Origin of the sequence: Butyrivibrio sp. FCS006, from assembly GCF_000424525.1 — a bacterium.
Classification (GTDB): Bacteria; Bacillota; Clostridia; order Lachnospirales; family Lachnospiraceae; genus Butyrivibrio.
Genome location: NZ_KE384205.1, coordinates 99,888 through 122,018, shown reverse-complemented (window position 1 = coordinate 122,018; position 22,131 = coordinate 99,888). Strand labels below are relative to the sequence as shown.

The 22,131-nt window shown below is 42.5% G+C and carries 16 protein-coding genes and 1 riboswitch; of the genes, 14 read left to right on the top strand and 2 right to left on the bottom strand.

The window, feature by feature from the left end:
* The first annotated feature begins 179 nt into the window (after positions 1 to 179).
* Together G633_RS19545 and G633_RS0115165 are read left to right on the top strand one after the other, a co-directional pair.
* Entirely contained in the window at positions 180 to 1,349 is a 1,170-nt protein-coding gene (locus tag G633_RS19545; protein WP_051200292.1) for a flavodoxin family protein, read from the top strand.
* A gap of 17 nt (positions 1,350 to 1,366) precedes the next feature.
* Positions 1,367 to 1,966, top strand: coding sequence for a 2-dehydropantoate 2-reductase (locus G633_RS0115165; protein ID WP_022767502.1), 600 nt, complete (start codon positions 1,367 to 1,369; stop codon positions 1,964 to 1,966).
* A gap of 76 nt (positions 1,967 to 2,042) precedes the next feature.
* On the opposite strand, the gene G633_RS0115160 is transcribed toward G633_RS0115165, so the two are convergent.
* On the bottom strand, positions 2,043 to 3,092 hold the full coding sequence (locus G633_RS0115160) for a LacI family DNA-binding transcriptional regulator (protein WP_026520440.1): 1,050 nt from the start codon (positions 3,090 to 3,092) through the stop codon (positions 2,043 to 2,045).
* A gap of 213 nt (positions 3,093 to 3,305) precedes the next feature.
* Here G633_RS0115160 and G633_RS0115155 point away from each other — a divergent pair, with 213 nt between their 5' ends.
* The 8 genes from G633_RS0115155 to G633_RS0115120 all read left to right on the top strand — a co-directional run bounded on the left by G633_RS0115155 (position 3,306) and on the right by G633_RS0115120 (position 12,842).
* The gene (locus G633_RS0115155; protein WP_022767500.1) at positions 3,306 to 4,226 is read left to right on the top strand and encodes an ABC transporter permease; all 921 of its coding nucleotides are present in this window, start codon (positions 3,306 to 3,308) and stop codon (positions 4,224 to 4,226) included.
* 30 nt (positions 4,227 to 4,256) lie between these two features.
* A complete protein-coding gene (locus tag G633_RS0115150; protein WP_026512345.1) occupies positions 4,257 to 5,153 on the top strand; it encodes a carbohydrate ABC transporter permease in 897 nt (298 codons plus the stop codon).
* 70 nt (positions 5,154 to 5,223) lie between these two features.
* On the top strand, positions 5,224 to 6,876 hold the full coding sequence (locus tag G633_RS0115145) for an ABC transporter substrate-binding protein (protein WP_026520439.1): 1,653 nt from the start codon (positions 5,224 to 5,226) through the stop codon (positions 6,874 to 6,876).
* 83 nt (positions 6,877 to 6,959) lie between these two features.
* Complete coding sequence (locus tag G633_RS0115140) at positions 6,960 to 8,447, top strand: glycoside hydrolase family 32 protein (protein WP_026520438.1); 1,488 nt, start codon at positions 6,960 to 6,962, stop codon at positions 8,445 to 8,447.
* Entirely contained in the window at positions 8,444 to 9,409 is a 966-nt protein-coding gene (locus G633_RS0115135; RefSeq protein WP_026520437.1) for a carbohydrate kinase family protein, read from the top strand. The genes G633_RS0115140 and G633_RS0115135 overlap by 4 nt, the downstream gene beginning before the upstream one ends.
* Before the next feature lie 78 nt (positions 9,410 to 9,487).
* Complete coding sequence (locus G633_RS0115130; protein ID WP_026520436.1) at positions 9,488 to 10,147, top strand: hypothetical protein; 660 nt, start codon at positions 9,488 to 9,490, stop codon at positions 10,145 to 10,147.
* 59 nt (positions 10,148 to 10,206) lie between these two features.
* Positions 10,207 to 11,874: a putative bifunctional diguanylate cyclase/phosphodiesterase gene (locus G633_RS18720; protein WP_051200290.1), complete on the top strand. Its 1,668-nt coding sequence runs from the start codon at positions 10,207 to 10,209 to the stop codon at positions 11,872 to 11,874.
* Positions 11,871 to 12,842, top strand: coding sequence for a tRNA dihydrouridine synthase (locus tag G633_RS0115120; protein WP_026520435.1), 972 nt, complete (start codon positions 11,871 to 11,873; stop codon positions 12,840 to 12,842). The genes G633_RS18720 and G633_RS0115120 overlap by 4 nt, the downstream gene beginning before the upstream one ends.
* Before the next feature lies 1 nt (position 12,843).
* On the opposite strand, the gene epsC is transcribed toward G633_RS0115120, so the two are convergent.
* Entirely contained in the window at positions 12,844 to 13,743 is a 900-nt protein-coding gene (epsC, locus tag G633_RS0115115; protein ID WP_051200287.1) for a serine O-acetyltransferase EpsC, read from the bottom strand.
* A 249-nt stretch (positions 13,744 to 13,992) separates the two neighbouring features.
* Here epsC and G633_RS19540 point away from each other — a divergent pair, with 249 nt between their 5' ends.
* The 4 genes from G633_RS19540 (at position 13,993) to G633_RS0115095 (ending at position 22,091) form a co-directional block, all read left to right on the top strand.
* A complete protein-coding gene (locus G633_RS19540; RefSeq protein ID WP_022767491.1) occupies positions 13,993 to 15,375 on the top strand; it encodes a flagellar hook protein FlgE in 1,383 nt (460 codons plus the stop codon).
* A gap of 236 nt (positions 15,376 to 15,611) precedes the next feature.
* Positions 15,612 to 15,702, top strand: a riboswitch (cyclic di-GMP riboswitch).
* A 229-nt stretch (positions 15,703 to 15,931) separates the two neighbouring features.
* Entirely contained in the window at positions 15,932 to 16,387 is a 456-nt protein-coding gene (locus G633_RS20185; RefSeq protein WP_196804279.1) for a hypothetical protein, read from the top strand.
* Complete coding sequence (gene lepB / locus G633_RS0115100; RefSeq protein ID WP_026520432.1) at positions 16,380 to 16,958, top strand: signal peptidase I; 579 nt, start codon at positions 16,380 to 16,382, stop codon at positions 16,956 to 16,958. Before G633_RS20185 ends, lepB begins: the two co-directional genes overlap by 8 nt.
* Positions 16,959 to 17,156: 198 nt before the next feature.
* A complete protein-coding gene (locus G633_RS0115095; RefSeq protein WP_026520431.1) occupies positions 17,157 to 22,091 on the top strand; it encodes an LPXTG cell wall anchor domain-containing protein in 4,935 nt (1,644 codons plus the stop codon).
* The last annotated feature ends 40 nt before the right edge of the window (positions 22,092 to 22,131 follow it).

Below are 22,131 nucleotides of genomic sequence, written 5' to 3'. Positions count from 1 at the left end.
TTTTTCAACATTTTTGGCCTCATTTTTCTTGTCTCTATATCGCTAACTACTTTATATTTTAATATAACCTTCTTCATTTAACAACGAATCACCCGCAACAAGAAAAGACCGGTCGTGAAAACGGCTGGTCTTTTTGCGTGATGATTGCTATTATTGAATTACTAAAGGGGGAGAAGTGTATGAATTTACTGATTCATGATCTTGATGAAAAAGAGTGGGGACAGATTTCACAGGATTATCAGGGATGGGAAGTAATAGCTCCGTCAAAAGAGATTAAGCCCTGCGCAGGGTGTTTTGGCTGCTGGTTAAAGACACCGGGAGAATGCGTTATCAAAGATGGCTATAACAGGATGGGGTATCTCATCCATAAGGCTGATGAGCTTGTGGTAATGACCAGGTACACCTATGGCGGATTTAGCAGCTTTGTTAAGAATGTATTCGACAGAAGTATCGGATGGGTTCTTCCATATTTCCGCATTGTAGATAATGAGATGCATCACAAGATGCGCTATCCTGAGTCAAAAAAGATCACGGTCATCTTCAGAGGACATGACCTTACCAAAGAAGATCAGGCGGATGCTAAGCACTATGTGGAAGCTGTTTGCCGGAACTTCAACGGCGTGATCAAAGATATCAGATTTGAGGAAACCACTCAGTTACAGGAAGTAAAAGAATCTTCTGCCGGTTCGCAGCCGGCTTCGGATATGGCTTCCGGTAAAACCATCCTCTTTAACGGAAGTCTTAGAGGCGATAACTCAAACACATCAAAATTCCTTAACAAGCTCTCAGAAAGCATTGGAGAAGAGGCAGAAACAATCAGTCTTGTGCCATACCTGAATAAGCCTGAAGAACTCGAGCAGGCCTTATCAGGTGCAGACAAGATTGTCCTTGGATTTCCGATGTACGTTGACGGAATCCCTTCAGAAGTTCTAAAGGTCATGGAGCTTATGGAGAAGACATGTCCGCCCGGTGATAAAAAGATTTACACTGTAGTAAACATGGGCTTCTATGAGAGCTGCCAGATAAAAAATGTCTTGAGACAGGTGAGAAAGTGGAGTCAGAAATGCGGATTTACCTATGGCGGAGGAGTTGCCATAGGAGGCGGCGAAATGATGGGCGCGCTCATTCAGACCATTAATGCTCCGGCCGGCCCGGTGAAATATGTAGTTGAAGCTCTGCAGACACTGGGCGCTGTGATTGGAAATTCATCAGCTATAGACGACATTTACGCTGATGCATATAAATTCCCAAGAGCAGCTTATATGTTTATGGCCGGCAGAGGTTGGCCCAAGGCAGCAAAGAAAAACGGTCTTAAGAAGAAAGACCTGCTCCGAAGAATTGAAAACTAATTGTATGTGAGGATAATATGAATATTTACGTTGATTTTGATGACTGCTTATGCGAGACTGCCCAAGGCTTTTCGACTTTGGTTAAAGATTTGTTTGATATAGATGTTCCCTACGAAGCTATACATTCCTTCAATCTTCAGAAGTCTTTTGATCTTACTGATGAGCAGTATGAACAGATGATGATAGAAGCGCATACTCCAAAGAGTCTTTTGGCGTATGAAGAGACACCCGGGGCATCAAAAACCATCAATGGTTGGATAGATGAGGGACACAGCGTCTTTATCATAACAGGACGTCCGGATAGTGCCTATCAAGCTTCAAGGCAGTGGCTTGATGAGCATGACCTTAAGAGAGTTAAGCTTTATTGCCTTAACAAGTATGGGCGTGACAGCTTTATCAAGAACAGTGAGTTTGGTCTTGAACTTGAGGACTACTACAAGATGCACTTTGATGTTGCTGTAGAAGATTCTCCGGCTGCATTTGGATTCTTTGACCATTTACCAAATTTGCAGGTCAAGGTCTTTGATCGCCCCTGGAACAGGGACTGTGAACTGCCGGGAGCTAATTACACAAGAGTCTATAACTGGGATTCCATAAAGGAGTCTGTGAAAGCATAATAGCAATAAGCACATAATAAAATGGATATAAAGCTCACAAGGCTTTATATCCATTTTTTACATTAAGTCAAAATCTTTACATGGTAGAATCTCTGTAGATCAGATCCGTCTCTGTATAGGTTATTCGATAATTGAGATCCGGCTGTTCAATCCTTGACATAACAAGGTTTGCAGCTGAGTAGCCGATGATCTGGCTGTGAATGTGGCTGGTTGAGAGCGACGGGGTTACAATCTTGGACTCCGGTGAATCATCAAAGCCAAAGAGCTTGATGTCACGAGGACATTCAACACCCATCTTCTTAAGACCGTACAACAGGTCAAGGGCCACGAAGTCGTTGGCGCAGATAAACATCTCAGGAAAGCTCTTCATGTTCTCAAGGGCTTTGTATAGATAGTCTTTGTAATCGTCGCCGTGAGGGTGAACCTCTGTGAGGCAGTAGTCATCATTAACAGTAAGGTTATTGATGTACATCGCTTCTCTAAAGGCCATGAATCTCTCGTAGAAAGAGCGGCAGTGAGTGACCTGTCCGACAAAGCCGATGGAGGTTATACCTCTTTTACTCATATCATTGACAACAGTATATATACTTGAGAAATTGTCCATCAGCAGAATGTCTGCATCTAAAGGCTTCCAGTAGCTGGCAACCGGCGCATCGATCATAAGAACCGGAATACCAAGGCTGCAGAGCATCTCGCAGTACGGATGATTGAACATCTCAATGCAGGCAATGGCCTTAGTGTTTTCCTGTCTGAAGGAAAGCGGGAGAGAGAGCTCTGCAACATTGTGTTCATCTACTCTGTGCATTGTCAGACTGTATCTTAATAAAGAAACCTCATGCTGAAACTTATCCAGCATGGTAGAAGCAAAATGTGAATTGTTAAGGAAACTTCCGGTGAAAAGAGCTATCTCTCCGGAGGCTTTTGCTTTTGCTACGGAAGGGTTTCTTATTTCTGAAACAGAGTTTGCATATGAAAACTGTTTATATCCCATTTCTATAGCTTTTTCCAAGACCTTCTGTCTGGTCGATTCAGCTAAAACTCCGGTATTATTAATAGCCTTTGATACGGTATTGCGAGACACTCCCAGAGCATCCGCGATATCCTGAAGGGTAACTTTAGTTGCCATGTAAAATCTCCGATATATTAGTATAGACTGGGCTCATGCACATAAGAGGGCGCAATCACCTTATTCATTATAAAATGTAAAATTCTATGTGTCAAATGTAAATTAAAAATGTTACAAATGTAAAATTTCTATATTGACACATTATTTATGCCGTGTTATATTTTACATACGCAAACGAAATGTTACAAATGTAAAAGTGAGAAGGGGAGTTATATGAATGCGAAAGCAAAGGACAACAATCTACATAACACGCTGGTGTATATAAAACAGCACTGGCAGCTTTATGTATTCTTTTTGGGGCCGGCACTGATCCTTACTATTGTATTTAAGTATTTGCCCATGGGAGGAATCCTCATAGCGTTCCAGAAATACAATCCTTTTAAAGGAATCCTGGGAAGCGAATGGGTAGGACTTAAGTACTTCCAGCAGTTCCTGTCATCGCCGGATTTCCTGCAATACCTTATGAACACATTGAAGCTGAGTATCTTCGGACTTCTTTGGGGATTCCCGATGCCAATCATACTTGCACTGCTTCTTAACAGAATAGCAAGCAGCAAGATCAAGCAAAAGATACAGCTTGTACTGTACATGCCAAACTTCATTTCAGTCATCGTCCTCTGTGGTATGGTAAGAATTCTTCTTTCCGTAACAGGACCGCTGAACATGATGATGGGAAGTAATATCAACTTCCTTACAATCCCGGCAGCGTTCAGACCGATCTACATCATAAGCGGTATCTGGCAGGGAGCAGGATGGGCATCGATCATGTACACCGCAGCTCTCTCAAATGCCAGCAAAGAGCTCAAGGAAGCAGCACAGATTGACGGAGCAAATATCTGGCAGCAGATAAAGGCCGTTGAATGGCCGGCTATCAAGGATATGGTAGTTATCCAGTTCATCCTTCAGGCCGGAAACATCATGAGTATCGGATTTGAGAAGGCATACGCACTTCAGTCAGACATGAACCTGTCATCATCTGAGATCATAGCAACTTACGTTTATAAGAAAGGTCTTTTAAACGGTGACTACAGTTACTCAACAGCCGTTGGACTTTTTAACACCATCATCAATGTAATACTTCTTGTTGTAGTTAATAAGATAGTAGAGAAGATGAATGATGGACAGGGACTATAAGGAGGAACTCAGATGGAAAAGACACTTAGCATGAAAAAGAGTGAATTCGCGAGAGCTTCCATTGGGGATAAGATATTTCTTTTAACAGGATACGTACTATTGGGGCTTTTCGTAGCAGCTATTATCGGACCGGTAGTTTACATTATCATCGCATCCTTCATGGATCCGATAACGCTGCAGAACAAGGGTATAGTTTTTGATACAAGCAAATGGACTTTAACAGCTTACGAGAGAGTAATGTCAAACTCACAGATCTGGACCGGATTCTTTAACGCAGTCCTGTACTCGGTTCTGTTTGCAGCAATCTCTGTATTTATCACACTGCTGTGTGCATACCCCATGTCCAGGGATGATTTTAAGGGAAAAAAGATCTTCAACACAATCTTCATTATCACAATGTTTTTTGGTGGCGGACTTATCCCTACATACCTTCTTATCAGTAACATGGGACTTTTGGACAGCATGTGGGCTGTAATCCTTCCCGGTTCCTTTAGTGTATGGAACATGATAATTGCAAGAACTTATTACAAAGGTATTCCCACTGAGCTCAGAGAAGCAGCGGATGTTGACGGTGCGAATGAGCTGGTGTTCTTCTTCAGAATTCTGCTTCCGGTGTGTACACCCCTTATCGCCGTACTTACACTGTGGCAGTTTGTAGGAATGTGGAACAGCTACTTTGACGCCATGATCTATTTGAACTCAGCCAGCAAGCAGCCACTTCAGCTGGTGCTCAGGGCAATACTTATCCAGAATGAGCCTGATCCCGGAATGATCGCGGACATGCAGAGTACAGCTCAGAGAGCACAGCTAGCAGAGCTCCTTAAATACGCAACGATCATCGTTTCCAGCCTTCCGCTGGTTGTGATGTATCCGTTCTTCCAGAAGTATTTCGACTCTGGAATCATGGTTGGTTCAGTAAAAGGCTAACGTAGTGGGAGAACATCCCGGTTATACAGGGATGATCTAATAAAAAAAGAAGGTTTAAAAGGAGAGGAAAATGAAAAAGAAAACATCAAGGTTACTCAGTGCAGCCCTTGTAGCAGCTATGTCAGTAAGCATGCTCGCAGGCTGTGGCAAAGGGGCAGCATCAAGCAGCTCAGCTGAAGTGTCAGCAGATGGCATCAGCTTCCCGCTGGCAGATCAGGTTACCATAACAGGTACCATCAGTTATCCATCAGGAACAGAGTCAGATCCTAATAAGAGAACCATCTTCAAGAGACTTGAAGAGGCTACAAATGTACATGTTGAGTGGACAGCAATTTCAAATGATCAGTGGGGAGACAAGATCCAGCTTAACATGGCCAACAAGGGCACTCTTACTGATATGGTCTTCAATGCAGGCTTCAGCAATTCAGATCTTATCAGATATGCAGATCAGGGAGTTATCCTTCCTTTAGAGGATTACATTGACAACAACATGCCTAACCTTAAGGCAGTGTTTGACAAGTATCCTGAGTACCGCACAATGTGTGAGGATTCAGAGGGACATATCTGGGCTCTTCCATGGATCGAGCAGCTCGGATCAAACAAGACAGCTATCCAGACAGTAGGTAACAACTTCACATACATCAACACAAAGTGGCTTAACTTCCTTGGACTTGAGAAGCCCACAACAGTTGATGAGTTCGAAGAAGTTCTTAAGGCATTTAAAGACCATGCTTCAGAGCTTCAGGCAGAGTTCGGCATCGAGGGTGACATCATCCCTATGAGCTGCATCATGAACGATCAGGATCCAAGCCTTCTTATCAACGGCTTTGGCGAGGGATATGGTGACAACGATATAGGACAGCACATCGCAGTAACAGATGACAAGAAGGTTATCTGCACAGCTACACAGGACGGATTTAAGTCAGGTATGCAGTGGCTTCACAAGCTCTATGAAGAGGGACTTATCGACCCTGAGTGCTTTACACAGGATTGGTCAACATATGTAGCAAAGGGTAAGTCACACAGATACGGCGTATGCTTCACATGGGATGTTGCTAACATCGACAACCTTGAAGACTTCGAGCCACTTGCTGCACTTAAGGCAGACACAACAAACGTAACACCTATGAACGGTTCATTCACTTCCGGATTTGACAGAGGCAGATGTGTTATCACAGCAAAGTGCGACAACCCTGCATTTGTTTGTGCATGGCTTGACCTTATGTATGATCCATTCCAGTCACCTCAGAACAACTGGGGAACTTACGGCGAGGATGATGAGTTCGATATCTTCGAGCTTTCAGAGAACGCAAACGGTGAGAAGATGCTCAAGCACGCACCTCTTGGCGATGCTTCACCTGTTGAAGTTCGTGAGGCTGAGGCTGTAGGCGGACCTCTTGCAATCCTTGACGAGTACTACGGTGTATATGTTACATGCCCTGATGATGCTCAGTATCGTCTTGACTGGATCAAGGAGTACTACACAGATGATATGAACTGCAAGTATGTATATCCTAACGTATTCATGACAGCTGATGACACAGAGAAGCTTACAACAATCCAGCAGGATCTTATCAGCTACATCAACACAAGCAGAAGTAACTTCGTTATGAACGGACTTTCTGACAGCGATTGGGATGAGTACCTTAAGCAGGTAGATGCTTACGGACTTGAGAATTACCTCTCAATCTATCAGAAGTACCTCGATGAGTTCTACAAATAAGAATCAGTACCCGGGGAGGAGAAATCTCCTCCCCGATTTTTAGCTCTAAATTAAGTAATTGGTAAAAAGGATTAAGGATTAATATGAGTGGCAAATTAGATAAGGCAAGGGAATATGAAGTTAAGAAAGAGCTGGCTATCCCTGAGGAGCAAAGACCTAAGTTTCATTTGACTCCCAGATGCGGATGGATGAATGATCCCAACGGTTTTAGCAGCTATAAGGGAGAGTACCATCTCTTTTACCAGTATTACCCTTACGATACGGTTTGGGGACCGATGCATTGGGGGCATGCAAAGAGCTCTGATCTTATAACCTGGGAATATCTTCCGGCAGCAATGGCACCGGATGAAGAGTACGACAAGGACGGATGTTTTTCCGGAAGCGCCATCGAGATGGAAGATGGAAGACAGCTCCTTGTTTACACCGGAGTTAACAAGGTACAGGGAGAGAATGGAGAGATCTTAGAGTATCAGACGCAGTGTGTTGCAGTTGGGGATGGAACAGATTACAAGAAATATGAGGGAAATCCTGTTATCACAGCGGATGTACTTCCTGAAGGCGCAGGCAAATTCGACTTCAGAGACCCTAAGGTATGGAGAGAAAACGGCAAGTACTACATGGTAGTCGGAAACAAGACTGTGGACAAGGATGGCCAGATACTTCAGTTTGTCAGCGAGGACGGCTTTAAGTGGACCTATGATAAGCTGGTGATCAAGAACAACCACAGATTCGGCGTTATGTGGGAGTGCCCTGATTACTTTTCACTTGACGGTAAGCAGCTCCTTCTCACAAGCCCGCAGGACATGCTGCCCGAGGAGCTTGAGTTCCACAACGGAAACGGAACCCTATGTGTGATCGGTGCCTTCAACGAAAAAGGCGATTTTTGTGAGGAGAATTGCCAGGCAGTTGATTACGGAATCGATTTCTATGCACCTCAGACAATCCTTACAGATGACGGCAGAAGAGTGATGATCGGATGGATGCAGAACTGGGATACCTGTGGCATAAGGCGCGATGATTTCCCTTGGTTTGGTCAGATGAGTTTCCCGAGGGAGATCAGCCTTAGAGGTGGCAAGCTGATCCAGAAACCCGTCAGAGAGATTGAAAACTATTACGGCAAAAGAATAAGCAGACAAAATGTACTTGTATCTGACAGCGTATCACTCTCAAGTATTGAGGGCAGATGCATAGACATGACAATAAATGTCAGCAGCTTATCGGATGAGCTTTCCTACAAGAAGTTTGAAGTTCGCTTTGCAGATAATGGTAAGGCATACTCAACAGTTGAGTATGATCCCGAGCTTAACATTGTAAAGATAGACAGAAAGCATTCCGGCAGCAGAAGAGCCATCGTGCATCAGAGAAGATGCAGAGTGGCAAATAACAAAGGAAACATAAAGCTCAGACTCATCCTTGACCGTTACTCCATGGAGCTGTTCATAAATGACGGAGAGCAGGTTATGTCAATGGTTGTTCTCACTGACGTAAAGGCCGAAGGCATCAGCTTTAAAGCTGTTGGAGAGCTGAATATGGATGTAGAGATGTACGAGCTTGAAAGGAAAGACAAATGAGTAAATTTGACGTAGTTGCCCTTGGTGAGCTACTTATAGATTTTACCAACAATGCCGAAAGCGAGCAGGGAAATCCCATGTTCGAGGCTAATCCCGGAGGCGCACCCTGTAACGTGCTGTCCATGCTGGAGAATCTTGGAAACAAGACAGCGTTCATCGGTAAAGTCGGCGATGACTTCTTCGGAAGGATGCTGAAAGAGAGAGTTGAGAAGCAGGGAATTGATACGAGAGGTCTTTTCCTGGACAGCGAAGTGCACACAACCCTGGCCTTTGTAAATAAGCTTGCAAACGGTGATCGCGACTTTTCTTTCTACAGAAAGCCCGGCGCAGATATGATGCTGAGCGAAGGTGATGTGGACAGGGTAAAAGAGCTTTTGGAGGAAACAAAAGTTTTCCATTTCGGAACGCTTTCCATGACAGATGAACCGGCAGCTGCAGCAACAAAGCTTGCAATTGCTCATGCAAAGAAAAGCGGAGCTTTGATCTCTTTTGATCCCAATTACAGAGCACCTCTGTGGGAGTCGGAAGAAAAGGCTTTAGAGGCCATGAGATACGGGTTTGAGAACTGCGATATTCTAAAGATATCAGACAATGAAGTTGAGCTCTTTACAGGGATGAGTGATGTCCTTGATGGTGCCCGACAGATTAAAGAGGAATTCGATATACCATTAGTTTTTGCTACACTTGGTCCTGACGGAAGCATGGCCCTGTATAAAGACATGGTGGTTAAGAAAGATGGCTACAGAAATCCTGACACAATTGAGACAACAGGAGCAGGAGATACATTCTGTGCCTGTGCAATCGATTATGTCTGCAAAAACGGTCTTGAGGACTTAAGTGAGGATAAGCTCCTTTCGTGCCTTGATTTTGCAAATGCTGCAGCTTCTATAATCACCACCAGAAGAGGAGCGCTTTCGGTAATGCCAAAGAAAGAGGAAGTTCAAAATTTCCTGTCAAAATAACAGATAGTACAGGCCCGCTTTTTAGCGGGCTTTTTCTGTTGTATAATCAGATTAAGACGAATTTGTCCGGAGGGATAGATGCAGGAAACAACTCAGCTTACATATGGTACAGGAACCGTAACGATAATGGAGAGCTCTCAGAGCAAAATTGAAGTAGCTGCGCCCGAGATCAGGTTTGGCGACTATTACAAAGCTGTAGAGGCTTGCTTTACTGCCAGAGAATTGGAAGAGATCAGTGAGGGAAGCAATGCTGCTTTGGAATTCAGGTATTCCATGACCGATGAACTTGATGACGAAGATGAGGTTCAGCGCTTTGAGGAAGGAATAGAAAAGGCAGAGATGCTGACAGGCTCTTTAAACAGCGGAGTATATTTTGAAGTTGAGGCGGAAAAGAGTGTCAGCGGTGGAGAAAAAAGCGAAATAGATACTCTTTATGATGAAGTGGAGTTTCAGTATGAGATTCCCAGATATCTTGTGGCAGAAAAGCGTGTTTACTATGCCATGACCAATGTCATGGGTGTATGCGAGCTTGAAAAGGATGTGGATGAGGAGGCTGACACACTTTCAATCAGTACACGAGATGTCGGAACAACGCTTATCCTTTATCAGGATGGCAAGGAAAATGGCAGTCGTGAGCACTCGAGATTTGCCATAAAGACTCAGTATCTTTTTTTGCTTGCGATTGTAGCCCTTGTCCTTGTCTGGTGGGCACTTGAGAGGCACAACAGAAGAAGCTGAATTACAAAATAAATCAAAATAAGATAGATTTTATTTCGAAAAAACAGTAAAATTACATTATGGATGCAGATAAAACTTTTGGGGAAAATGCATACTATGTAGATGAAACTGTGGAGCCGGCAACTATTGCCAGACTTCTTAACTTTGGCGTGCAACAGATGGGCCTGGGCATAATCTTTCTTGATGTCAACAGAAAGTGTGTCTATGCCAATCGGCACGCCTTTAGTTTGCTCCATGCGGAGTTCAGTTTAGAGAGCGTATATAAAGCTTTTAAGGACTGGATGAACAGCCTTGGTATTGAGCAGAGCTCAGCTGCCTGGACAAGGCTTTTTGAGAGTCAGGAGAGGGAGCGCCTGTACAGGGTTCGTTACAGATATCTTCTGGATTCTAACAATAAGCCTATCGGTTATATGTACACGATCCAGAACCTGTCGGATATTGTTGAGAACGGAACCGGAGAGCAGTACAGGCTTACACATGATGAGCTGACAACACTCTATAACAGGGAAGGTTTTAAAGAGGCTGCCCAGAACAGGCTCAGAGAAACAGATAAAAGATATATTCTTTTGTATTCAAATATCAAGGATTTCAAGCTCTTTAACCAGCTCTTTGGTCTGGAGAAGGGTAATGATATCCTTATCAATATCGCCGATCTGATGATCCAGCATGTCAAAGAGGATGATATCTACGGAAGGATAAACGGCGATCACTTTGCTATTTGCATGCCGAAGGAAAGGTTCGTTGAGAAGGACTTTAAGAAGCTTGTAAGAGAGGTTACCAGTAAGGTTACCAGCAAGTCATATTCCCTTCACATGCAGATTGGAATCTATGAGATCACAGACCCTACAATGGACATAACCCTTATGTGTGACAGGGCTTATATGGCTTGCAAGTCCATCAAGAAAGATGGCGTATGCGAGATAGCCTGGTACAGCGATGAGATGATGGTCAATGCTCTTTTGGAAAAAGAGATCTTATCAAGCTTTGACTTTGCCATCATCAACAGGCAGTTTGGAATCTATCTGCAACCACAGGTTTATTCTGACGGAAGGATATTCGGAGCAGAAGCTCTTGCCAGGTGGATGCATCCGGATAACGGTCTGATCCAGCCCGGAGTATTCATTGATGTACTTGAGAGGGCTGACCTTATCTACAAGCTTGACAGGTATATATGGGAACTGGCGGCTCTTCAGCTTGCAAAGTGGAAGGACACTGAGAGGGATCGGATCCAGATCTCGGTAAATGTATCACCAAAAGATCTGTATTATCTCGATATCAAGAAGGAATTCACTGAGCTGATAAACCGATACCAGATTGACCCGGCACTTCTAAATATTGAGATTACGGAGACGGCGGTAACTTCTGATGTAACCAAGTGCGCAAAGCTCATACTTGAACTGCAAAAGGCAGGCTTTAAGGTTGAGATTGATGATTTTGGGTCTGGATATTCTTCTCTCAATATGTTAAAAGATATTAATGCCGATGTGCTCAAGATTGATATGGGGTTCCTGAGGAAAACCGAGAATCAGAACAGAGCACGGGTTATACTAAACTATACCATTGACATGGCGCATGAGCTTGGTATGAGTGTCGTCACCGAGGGCGTTGAGACCTTGGAGCAGCTGGAATTCCTGCAGGATATGGGGTGTAGGATGTTCCAGGGATACTATTTCGATAAGCCGATGCCGGTGGAAGAATTTGAGAAGAAATACGAGAGTCCGGAATGAAATTTTACTATGCACCTATGGAGGGGATAACTCTTTATCCCCTCCGCAATATACACAAAGAGATAATGGGCGATGGAGTAGACAAGTACTTCACGCCTTTTTTAACTGCAACAAGCGTACATCACTTTAAGAACAGGGAAAAGAAAGATGTGCTTCCCGACAAGAACTATTCCTTTAGTGACTATGGAAATCAGGTAGTTCCGCAGATAATGGCAGGAAATGCAGGGGACTTTCTATGGGCAGCAGGAGAGATGGAAAAGCTTGGATATGAAGAGGTCAATTTAAACCTTGGTTGTCCTGCTCCAACGGTTGTAAACAGGCATAAGGGAGCAGGTCTTTTGCAGGATATAGAGTACCTGGATGAGATGCTGTATGAGATATTTGAAGGGATAGAAAAAGATTCTTTTCCCAAGGTGTCATTAAAGACCAGGCTTGGATTTAAGGATGAGGCCGAGGCGGAAAATCTCATGAATATTTATGCAAAATATCCGGTAAAAGAGCTGACGATCCACGCAAGGGTAAGAGAAGATTTCTACAGCGGAAGTCCAAGATACGATGCATTTGAAAGAGCTGTTTCAGCTTATAAGTCAAATGGAGGAAAAGCTGATATTTGCTACAATGGAAACGTTTCTACTATTAATATAGAAGAAACGAAAAAACTTACCTTCGATAATGTGATGATTGGAAGAGGTCTTTTGACTGATCCATCCCTTGTAAGGCAGCTAAAAGGCGGAGAAGGACTAAAGCCCGGGGAGCTTAAGGAATATCTTGATAGGCTCTATGCTGCTTATGCTGAATATATCCCCGAAGATAGGAATGTCATCTTCAAGATGCTAGAGCATTGGGCGTTTCTGCATGTACATTTCAAAGACTGCGATAAGTGCCTTAAGACTATAAGAAAAAGCCGCAGCAAGGGTGAGTACCATGCTGCGGTCAATAATATCTTTGCAAGTTGTGAGTTTGTTTAAGTTACCTGTTCTGCATGCTGATCTTGCTGCCTGCGGGAACGGATGATGTGATGAAGGCGTTAGCTCCGATGACAGAGCCTTCTCCGATGACGGTCTCGCCTCCCAGGATTGAAGCTCCTGCGTAAATAGTTACGTTGTTTTCAATTGTGGGATGACGCTTAACTCCTTTGAGCTGCTGGCCACCTCTGGTTGAGAGACCACCGATTGTTACTCCCTGATATATCTTGACGTTGTCACCTATAATTGAAGTCTCACCGATAACGATTCCGGTTCCGTGATCGATCATCAGGTATTTGCCGATGGTTGCGCCGGGATGAATATCTATACCTGTTTTGGAATGAGCATACTCAGTCATCATTCTCGGGATGAGCGGCACTTTCAGAATATAGAGCTCATGGGCAATCCTGTTGATGGTAGATGCTGTGAGCCCGGGATAGGAGAGGATGATCTCACCCTTACTGTACGCTGCCGGATCTCCGTCATAGCAGGCCTGAAGGTCTGTGTCCACGTACTCTCTGATCTTGGGGAGCTGCTTGAAAAACTCATGAGTTATGCATCTTGCTCCGCAGTCGAGAGTACTGTCTGTTGCATTTAAATATTCGGAACTGTGGTGGAAGGCGATGGCAATCTGCTTCTGCAGGTTGTAGATAACGTCTTCGATTACAACGGCGATCCTGTTGTTGTCGTTGTAGCTCTTGTAAACCTTGTCCCTGTAATAGCCTGGGAAAATAATACGAATGAGCTTGATAACAATGTCTTTTACCGCGTCGCGATCGGGCTGATTGTAGACGTCCATCTTGTCGACGTCGCGTCCCTTCTCATAGTCGGAGAGAATAAGATCTACGATGTCTTTTATCTCATTCTTAAGTTCCGGTGAATTTTTATTCTGATTGAAATCCATAGATATTTGATCTCCCATGTTCATGGTCTTTTCACCAATTATACACTTAATATGCAATATGTGTATAAAAATAATATCAAAAAGTTTTGATTTTGCCCTAAAGTTATTGATACGAACGTTCGATAAAAACTATGACGGAATATCTCTGTCTATCTTTTGATATGCAAAAATCTTCGGAAAAGGGATTTCACTTAGGTACACGGATGTACGAATGAAGAGCCTTATAATAGTTTTGGAGGTACGTGTACTATGATGAGATCAATGTGGTCGGCTGTCGCCGGACTTAAAACCCATCAGCTTGAAATGGATGTCATTGGTAACAATATTGCCAATGTTAATACAACTGCATATAAATCACAGGCTACCGGCTTCCAGGATGTTCTTTATCAGACAGTAAAAGAGGGAACAGGAGCAGGCCAGAGAGTTGCAGCTACCAATATAGCTCAGGTCGGTCTTGGATCAAAGCTCGGTTCTGTATATACAAATATTGCAGCACAGGGTTCAGCCATCACAACCAACAATGTAATGGATCTGATGATCACAGGACCATCATTCTTTATCATCAGCCCTGACAGCCAGATCCTCAACTACGGCAGAGACGGTTCATTCTCAATCGATGCTGAGGGTGATCTTGTAACCCAGAACAACGGATACTATGTAATGGGTGTTATGGGAGATGGCGGAGTTGCTGACGGAGCAGCTGTTACAAAGCTCAGACTCATCGACAGAAAGCCAGTTACTGAGACAGATGAGGATGGAAACATCACAACCAAGATGGTTGACTATATGGACGGAGAGGGAACCAAGGCCACATACATGAAGGGCAATCTCGACAGCGAGGATGCTACTCTGGCTGAGGGAAAAGCTCTTTTACTTGAGGTGTACGGAGACGACGGCGGAAAGTATACTCTTAAGTTCAATATCACCGATAGCGGCGATGATGATATAAGCACCTTTAACATGAAGCTTGCATCGGTTGCTGATGAATACGGTAATCCTGTTGGCGGAAAAGACACTAACGAGATAGAGCTTGCTTATGATAAGCACACAGGTATCATCTCTTCAGCAACAAAGGATGGCTCAACAATTACTTATTCAAAGAATGAGAAGGGTAAGGTAGTGCCCAGCGGATCCCTGACCATGAATGTTGAGGGCGTTGGATCCTTTGAACTGGATCTTTCCAATACTACAAACTTTGCCGGTGGTTCAACAAGTCACGCATCTACTATCTATGCATACAAGGGTGATACCAAGGGACTTCAGAAGGGCTTCCCTCGCGGAGAGCTCACAGGTCTTTCCTTCGGAACCGACGGATCGGTTTACGGAACTTACTCAAACGGCCAGACCATCAAGAAGGCTCAGATAGCAGTAGCTGAGTTCTCAAATGCCATGGGCCTTGAGAAGGTTGGAGATAATCTCTACCAGGCATCTCTTAACTCAGGTGCAGCCATGATCCAGGATATCACCAAGGACGGCGGTTACATGAACAGCGGAGTACTGGAGGGAAGTAACATAGATCTTGCAAAAGAGTTCACTGACATGATCACAACACAGCGTGGATTCCAGGCAAACAGCAGAGTTATCACAACTTCTGATGAGATGCTGCAGATACTTAAAGGACTAAAGCGATAAAACGATAAAACGTCAAAAAAGAGGAAACCATAAAAAAGTTAAAATTTTTTGAAATTCTATATCAAAGAGCTGGAGCACATTCCAGCTCTTTGCTTTTGGAAACTGTGAACATTTTGTGAAAAAAATTATTGTCAATATTCAAAATATGTTATATATTGGATTCACGCGATAAGGGGAACGTGATTAAAAGTAATTGTGTGTAGGGTAGTTCTATTTTCTTGAGCTAAGTTTTTTTAGCAGGATAAAGGCAAAGCCATCGTGAGATGGTGACGCAAAGCTAAAGGGTCTTAACACATATAACATGTGACAAGACAGCCAGTTGCTGGTGCTGGAGGAAACGGTGCCATAGAAAATGACCAGGGCTGTTTAGGGGTAAACGGTTGGTCTATTTTTTTGGAATTTTAGTACTAGTAATGTCCTACGTACGATCGGACTATTTTGCGTATGCCTTATTTTTGCGCAATTTTTGCAATTATAGGTATCATGCGGATTAGTTCGGGCATGGTACCTTTTTTGTGCAGAGCACAAAAACAAATAACAGATTTGGAAGGCCAAGATGGCAGAAGTTAATCTTAAGAAACTTAGCAGAGCAGACCTACTTGAGATGATGATCAATTTCTCGGAGGAAGCCGAAGCAGCTAAGAGACACGAACAGGAATACAAGGAAGAACTCGAGCGTGAAAAGCTCGCAATGCAACAGCAGATGGCCGAAGAAAGAGCCGCACTTCTTAAGAACTTCGATGAAGAAAAGGCTGAGATGAGAGCTAAGTTTGCTGAACAAAAAGCTCAGCTGCAAGAGAAGTACGAGAAAGACATTGAAGGACTCAAGGCCAGACTTGAAGGAGAAAAAAATGAACTTCAGCTTCAGGTTGATGATTCATTATCCAAGATAAAGAAAGCCGGAAACCTCGCAGAGGCATCGCTCCTGATCGGAGGAATCCTGGAATCAGCTCAGAAGGCAGCAGATATCTACTTAAAGACGATTAAGGACAAGGCAAAAACGGATGAGTGAAGAACAGAACATTAAGCCTTCTGTTGAAGATCTGAGAAAAGAGCTTAAGAGGGTAAACAGCAAAAAAGAATACCGAAGGGTTCTGCGAAATACTCTGATCGTTGTAATAACGGTGGCAGCACTGTCGGTCCTGATTTCAAGTTTTTTTGTGACAGGACTTAAGGTTACGGGAGATTCCATGACACCGACCCTCCAGACCGGAGAGATAGTCATAGCTCAGAATCAAAGCTCTTTTGAACCGGGAGATCTGATGGCGTTCTACTACAACAACAAGGTTTTGGTTAAAAGAGTTTTAGGCTCCCCGGGAGACTGGATAAACATTGATGAAAACGGAGTAGTATCGGTCAACGGAGTTGAACTTCCCGAGGACTATGTTTCAGACAGGAGCCTTGAGCCAACGGACATCGAGTTTCCGTATCAGGTTCCGGAGAACAGATATTTTGTTTTAGGCGATCACAGAAGTGCATCCATAGATTCGAGATCAAGTGTTGTAGGATGTGTCACCAAAGAACAGCTCATAGGAAAGATATTTTTCAGGGTATATCCCTTTGATGTCTTTGGCGGAATGTAAGACTTCTGAGCTGCATATATTTTTTTGCCCTTTTGTGGGGTGACAACTTAAACGTTTTCGAAGCATCATATCAAATATTTAATTTTGTAAAATACAATTTGTTTCATGATTGAAACCACAGAGTTTATAAAGATTTAACGAGTTTCACACAAAATTCACAGAAAACCACAGGTTTTCAAGTAAACAGGGGTATGGAAGATGCGCAAAATTGATGAGTCTCGCGCGGCAAACTACATAAGAAAACATTCAAATTATAAAAAGTGGTTGGCATTCGTTCTTTGCCTGTCTCTTTTAACAGGAACAATCACACTTTATATTCTGAACAAGCCCGCTACTGCTATGACTGAGGAAGGAGCAGAGTCTGTCGGACTTATTCTGGAGACGGCAGATGCTGAATATGAGCAGCAGCTTATCGAAGAGACTATGAGCGGGGATGGTGAGAATACTGATGTAGTTGATGCTTCAGAGCCTGATGTTGCCACGTCAGAAGTACAGCAGGAGGTGGCTGAGGAAAATACACCTATTACTGAAGAGGCAAATAAGGAAGAAAAAGAAAATACAGAGAATACAGAGAAAACGGCTTCTGATCTTGGACTTGATATTCCGGACAGCGTTAACGTGGCAGATTATGTTACATCCACAGTTATAGAGAGAAGACTGGAGGATGGAACCTGGGAAGTAATTGCAAAGGAAGATGTTGTAAAAGGTGATTATATCAGGATCACATATAATTATGATCTTCCGGATGAAGCTAAGCTTAGTGATGATATCAAGCTGGAAATTCCCAAGGAGCTTGATTTTGTGGATATTGAAAAGACTACCATGCTGGATGGCTCGGGAAATGCTGAGCTTATCGGTGAGGGTGGCATAAAGATCGAGTTTAACGAAGAGGTCAAACAGGAAATCATTGATGAAGCAAAAGAGAGTGGTTTCCAGGCGTCAGCTTTTGACAGTTTTTTTAACCTGTTTGCTCCGCTGAAGGTTTATGCAGCAGACGGACAGATAGCTACTGAGGGAACAGCGAACAGTGGAACAGACACCAGTTCACCGGGTATGACTGTAACCTATGCAGAAATGATCGTAAACGGGGTTACATATAAAAGCACTGATTCAAATATTCAAAAAATTGAAGCCGATGAAAATGACGAGGTGAAATTTAATGCTGACTTCGTTCTTGGAGTAGGGACTATCAGCAGTACAAATAATACATTTAGTTATGACCTTTCACAATACGGTATAATTCCAAGCTGGTCACATCCCAATGGGAAAGTATACAGAGATGGAGTACAGATTGGAACTTTTGAGATTTCCAGAGATGCTGATGGCAGTAACGCAAAGGTTAATTTTACTATTAATCCTGAATTTGCAAAACTAAATGAAACTCTTCCTATGACAGGCGATTTTTCTTTTAACGCTTCTGTGAAGGATAACAAAAAGGAAAGCGAAGACGAGGTAGTGTATAAGCTTTCTGATGATGTAACCTTCAAGGTAAAAGTCATTACAGGAGACAATTCGGATATTTCTGTAGATAAGATCGTTGATGACAATAAAGGCGGATACAACGAGAGTAACGGAACGATTGCATACAGAATAAAAGTCAGTTCCAAAAATGGATCCGGTGGCATCATTACCCTAAATGATGTTATGTCTGTTCAGGGTGATAATGAATTGACAAGTGCCTTGAAAACCACAAACATAAACACGCTTACGGTCACAAAATATTCAAAAGATGGTACGGCAACAAGCAAGAATGGTTCTGTAACCAGGAATGACAATACCTTTACCATGTCCCTGGAGGAGCTTGACCAAGAAGAATATTACATTGTTGAGTATACATATAAACTTCCCGATACACTAAAGAATCAGAGCAAAAAAAAGATACTTGAAAATAAGGCGTCAGTTAAATCTGATGAAACAATAGAGAAGACATCTATTATAACGACTGATATAGAAGGGAATCAGCCTTATATCAGTAAAAAGGCAACTGTAGATGATGACAACCATGAAGTAACATGGACAATTATACTTAATGAAAATAAAAAGAATCTGAAGGGATATACACTAAAGGATATTATCTACACAAAAGCTTCGGATGGCTATAATGATGTATTGACTCCATTTTCAGGAGAGATGACATTTACTTCTCTTACTGATGGAACGAGTTTCAAAAAGAATATAACAGATGGCGTTTATAAGTTTGAGGAGGAGGATTACAACACCTACAAGATAACCTATAAATATAATTATTCTGATTTTGACCTTGTATACGGTAAATTGGTCAATGAGGCATCTATAAGATTAAATCCTGATAAGCCGGACAGTGGTAATACTGTAAAAGCAGAGTCCGACTATCTTGGACAAGATGTGACAGTTATAGATAAAAAGAATAATGGGTTGTCTGTTAATGGCGATGGAACTGTAACTGTTTCTTGGAAAGTGACCTTAAAAGCTCCAATAGTCAGGAATGAAGGTGCTGATAACAAAGAGTATTGGACATTTTATGATGAGATAGCCGACAGCAATGAAGTGATTGAAGAAAGTGAGTTGGAAAGGGTATATAACCTATTTGCTGCCAGGTTTGGAAAAGACAAAGTTGTTCTTACAAAAGGAGATCAATGTACCATCGGAGATTCTGCCACCGGCTACAAGAATTACAGTATAGTTGTCAAGGCAGATCTTAAAGATAATGATTTTGAGGTAGAGTATGACACAAAGGGGTATATCGGCGATGGCCTTTCACAAAAGACATTTGAGAATACTGCTTATGTCTTCTCCAAGAACTATAAAGCAACAGACAAGACCACATACGAGCCTATGCTCATGAAATATGATGGTCAGGGAAATGCTGGTGACTCAGAATATGAGTACTATACCGATACACTTTATCGGAGTGGAATTCTGACATGGAAGATAAAAGTTTCGGTTCCTGCTCTCACTGATTATGAAAACTTAAAGATAACTGAGATTCTCCCAAAAGACGTTGAACTTATAACAGAAACTGTTGTTAAGGGGGAGACGGTTTACGGACTTGAAGTGGCTGACAACGACAGTTTCAATAATGCTGAGAATCTTTCGGATGGAAGTGCATCCCTGGGCTCAGTGTCATTCACTAAAGCTTTTAACAGTGAGGGGAATATTGTCATAAGTTTTGACACACAGAATGCTCTTGGAAAGACCTACTACTTTAGAGTAAGAGCAAAGATTAAGTCTGATTATGACTGGGGTGCCAATAACAATACAGGTTATTTTAACAATACCGTTTATCTTCATGATGAGAAAGATAATAAATTGGGATTTGATACCCAGGGTCAGACAATAACAAAAACTGAGACTGCACTTTCCAAGAAAGGAAATACAGTCGAAGGGAAGATAAATACTCTTGAGTATGAACTTGATGTTAATCCGGGTGCAGCAAATCTTTTTGAAAAAGGTGATGAGATCACGCTTAGGGATTCTATGGAGACCAGATACACTGTGAAGGATGGCGCAAACCATGTCAGTGTCAAGCTGGTTGAAGGTTCTCTTAAGGTATACTACGTTCCTAAGGCTGAGGATGGCACTGATCTGGAGAGAGTTGAACTGGATTCTTCAAAGTATTCATATAAGCTCAGCAGTACAAATCCTGAGCTTCTTACTGAAAATGAATGGAATGGAGATCTATATAGCGTAATCAATAATTTGGAACTTACAATACCTGACAATATGCACATTGTCGTAGCATATGACTACTATTTCTCCGGTCAGAAGAACGCCAATATATACACAACAAATACAGCGACACTGGATGGAATTGCCATTGAAAAGAATACTGTAAGCGTTGATAAAGCACTTTGGCTGCAGGATGCTGAAGGTCATCTCAATGCCAAGGGAATTGAGTTATATAAGGTTGATGCAGATAACTACAATATTTATCTGAGCGGAGCAAGCTTTGCATTGTATAAATATGATGCGGACGCCGATGACTTCAAAGATACCAAGCTTACATTCACAACGGGCACGGGAACAGAGCTTGGAACAGCCATGGATGGTCATGTATCTATTTCGGATTTGGATTATAACACAGCTTATTATCTGGAAGAGATCAAAGAGCCGGAAGGATACATTAAGAGTAATAAAAAACTGTATTTCTGCATCATGAATGATGAAGGAGAACAAACAGCTTACTCAGTTCCAAAAAACTTCGAAGATCTGGGAGGAAAGTATTTATCCGGCGGATCTGATGTTCTCTTTGAGAATGAAAAAGAAGGGACATCAATTACTCTGCATAAGGACTGGGTATATGAAGACAATACTGACAACTCGGTTCAGCCTGACTCTGTAGAAGTTGTCCTTGGAAGACGATATGGTTCATTGGTGAACGATGACTCATCCAGATACTGGAATTTAAATATAGTCAGAAGAGATTCCAGCAACGGTGGCAAGAGTGTTCAGAGTATCGGACTTCCTTCAGTTGAGAATGGTTCAGTCCTTACATTTGAGTTTTCAGTATGGAATGGTCAATGGACAAAGCAAATTCCTGATCTCTATATAAATGGCGATGCAGTTAATTTTTCAGAAAAAATGGTTGTGGCTGATATGATTCAGAGAGTTTCATGGAGTACAACGATAACTGAAAACACTGAGATCAATCTGATATACAGCGTTGGAACCGGTGATGAATCAATGGTAACATATAGCATTTCATCGCCTGACGCGGCAAGTACTACCGGATCCTTAACAGGTAAAGAGGATGACAGTTTTTCTGAAGCAGTAACTCTTACAGGCCCGGATTGGACAAGGACAGTTGATACAATGGTGAACTCTGAGGGTAAGACTGTAGACCTTCCCAAGTATGAGTATGTGAAAAAAGATGATGGTACATATACGAAGTACAAATGGTTGTATTTTGCCAAGGAGGTAAGAAGTTATTACTATGATGACTCATACAGCGACGATCAGGGAGGAATAGCTTCAGGTACTATCACAATCACAAATACAAGGAATCATACAACACCTTATACTCTGCCTAAAACCGGTGGAATAGGTGAAGGACCAATAAAGACAGCAGGAATCGGATTTATTGGATTTGCTTTGGTAGGTGGAATATTTACCTACACAAGAAACAGGAAAAAGAAGGATAAAGTTCCTGTATAAGTAAGGTTTAAATGCAAAGGCATTAAAAAACAGGCGCTCA

Bases quoted from the DNA above. Each gene is read 5' to 3' on its own strand.
- G633_RS19540 (WP_022767491.1), top strand. From the start codon at position 13,993: ATGATGAGATCAATGTGGTCGGCTGTCGCCGGACTTAAAACCCATCAG.
- G633_RS0115140 (WP_026520438.1), top strand. From the start codon at position 6,960: ATGAGTGGCAAATTAGATAAGGCAAGGGAATATGAAGTTAAGAAAGAG.
- G633_RS0115130 (WP_026520436.1), top strand. From the start codon at position 9,488: ATGCAGGAAACAACTCAGCTTACATATGGTACAGGAACCGTAACGATA.
- G633_RS0115095 (WP_026520431.1), top strand. From the start codon at position 17,157: ATGCGCAAAATTGATGAGTCTCGCGCGGCAAACTACATAAGAAAACAT.
- G633_RS0115150 (WP_026512345.1), top strand. From the start codon at position 4,257: ATGAAAAAGAGTGAATTCGCGAGAGCTTCCATTGGGGATAAGATATTT.
- lepB (WP_026520432.1), top strand. From the start codon at position 16,380: ATGAGTGAAGAACAGAACATTAAGCCTTCTGTTGAAGATCTGAGAAAA.
- G633_RS20185 (WP_196804279.1), top strand. From the start codon at position 15,932: ATGGCAGAAGTTAATCTTAAGAAACTTAGCAGAGCAGACCTACTTGAG.
- epsC (WP_051200287.1), bottom strand. From the start codon at position 13,743: ATGGATTTCAATCAGAATAAAAATTCACCGGAACTTAAGAATGAGATA.
- G633_RS0115135 (WP_026520437.1), top strand. From the start codon at position 8,444: ATGAGTAAATTTGACGTAGTTGCCCTTGGTGAGCTACTTATAGATTTT.
- G633_RS0115160 (WP_026520440.1), bottom strand. From the start codon at position 3,092: ATGGCAACTAAAGTTACCCTTCAGGATATCGCGGATGCTCTGGGAGTG.
- G633_RS0115145 (WP_026520439.1), top strand. From the start codon at position 5,224: ATGAAAAAGAAAACATCAAGGTTACTCAGTGCAGCCCTTGTAGCAGCT.
- G633_RS0115155 (WP_022767500.1), top strand. From the start codon at position 3,306: ATGAATGCGAAAGCAAAGGACAACAATCTACATAACACGCTGGTGTAT.
- G633_RS18720 (WP_051200290.1), top strand. From the start codon at position 10,207: ATGGATGCAGATAAAACTTTTGGGGAAAATGCATACTATGTAGATGAA.
- G633_RS0115165 (WP_022767502.1), top strand. From the start codon at position 1,367: ATGAATATTTACGTTGATTTTGATGACTGCTTATGCGAGACTGCCCAA.
- G633_RS19545 (WP_051200292.1), top strand. From the start codon at position 180: ATGAATTTACTGATTCATGATCTTGATGAAAAAGAGTGGGGACAGATT.
- G633_RS0115120 (WP_026520435.1), top strand. From the start codon at position 11,871: ATGAAATTTTACTATGCACCTATGGAGGGGATAACTCTTTATCCCCTC.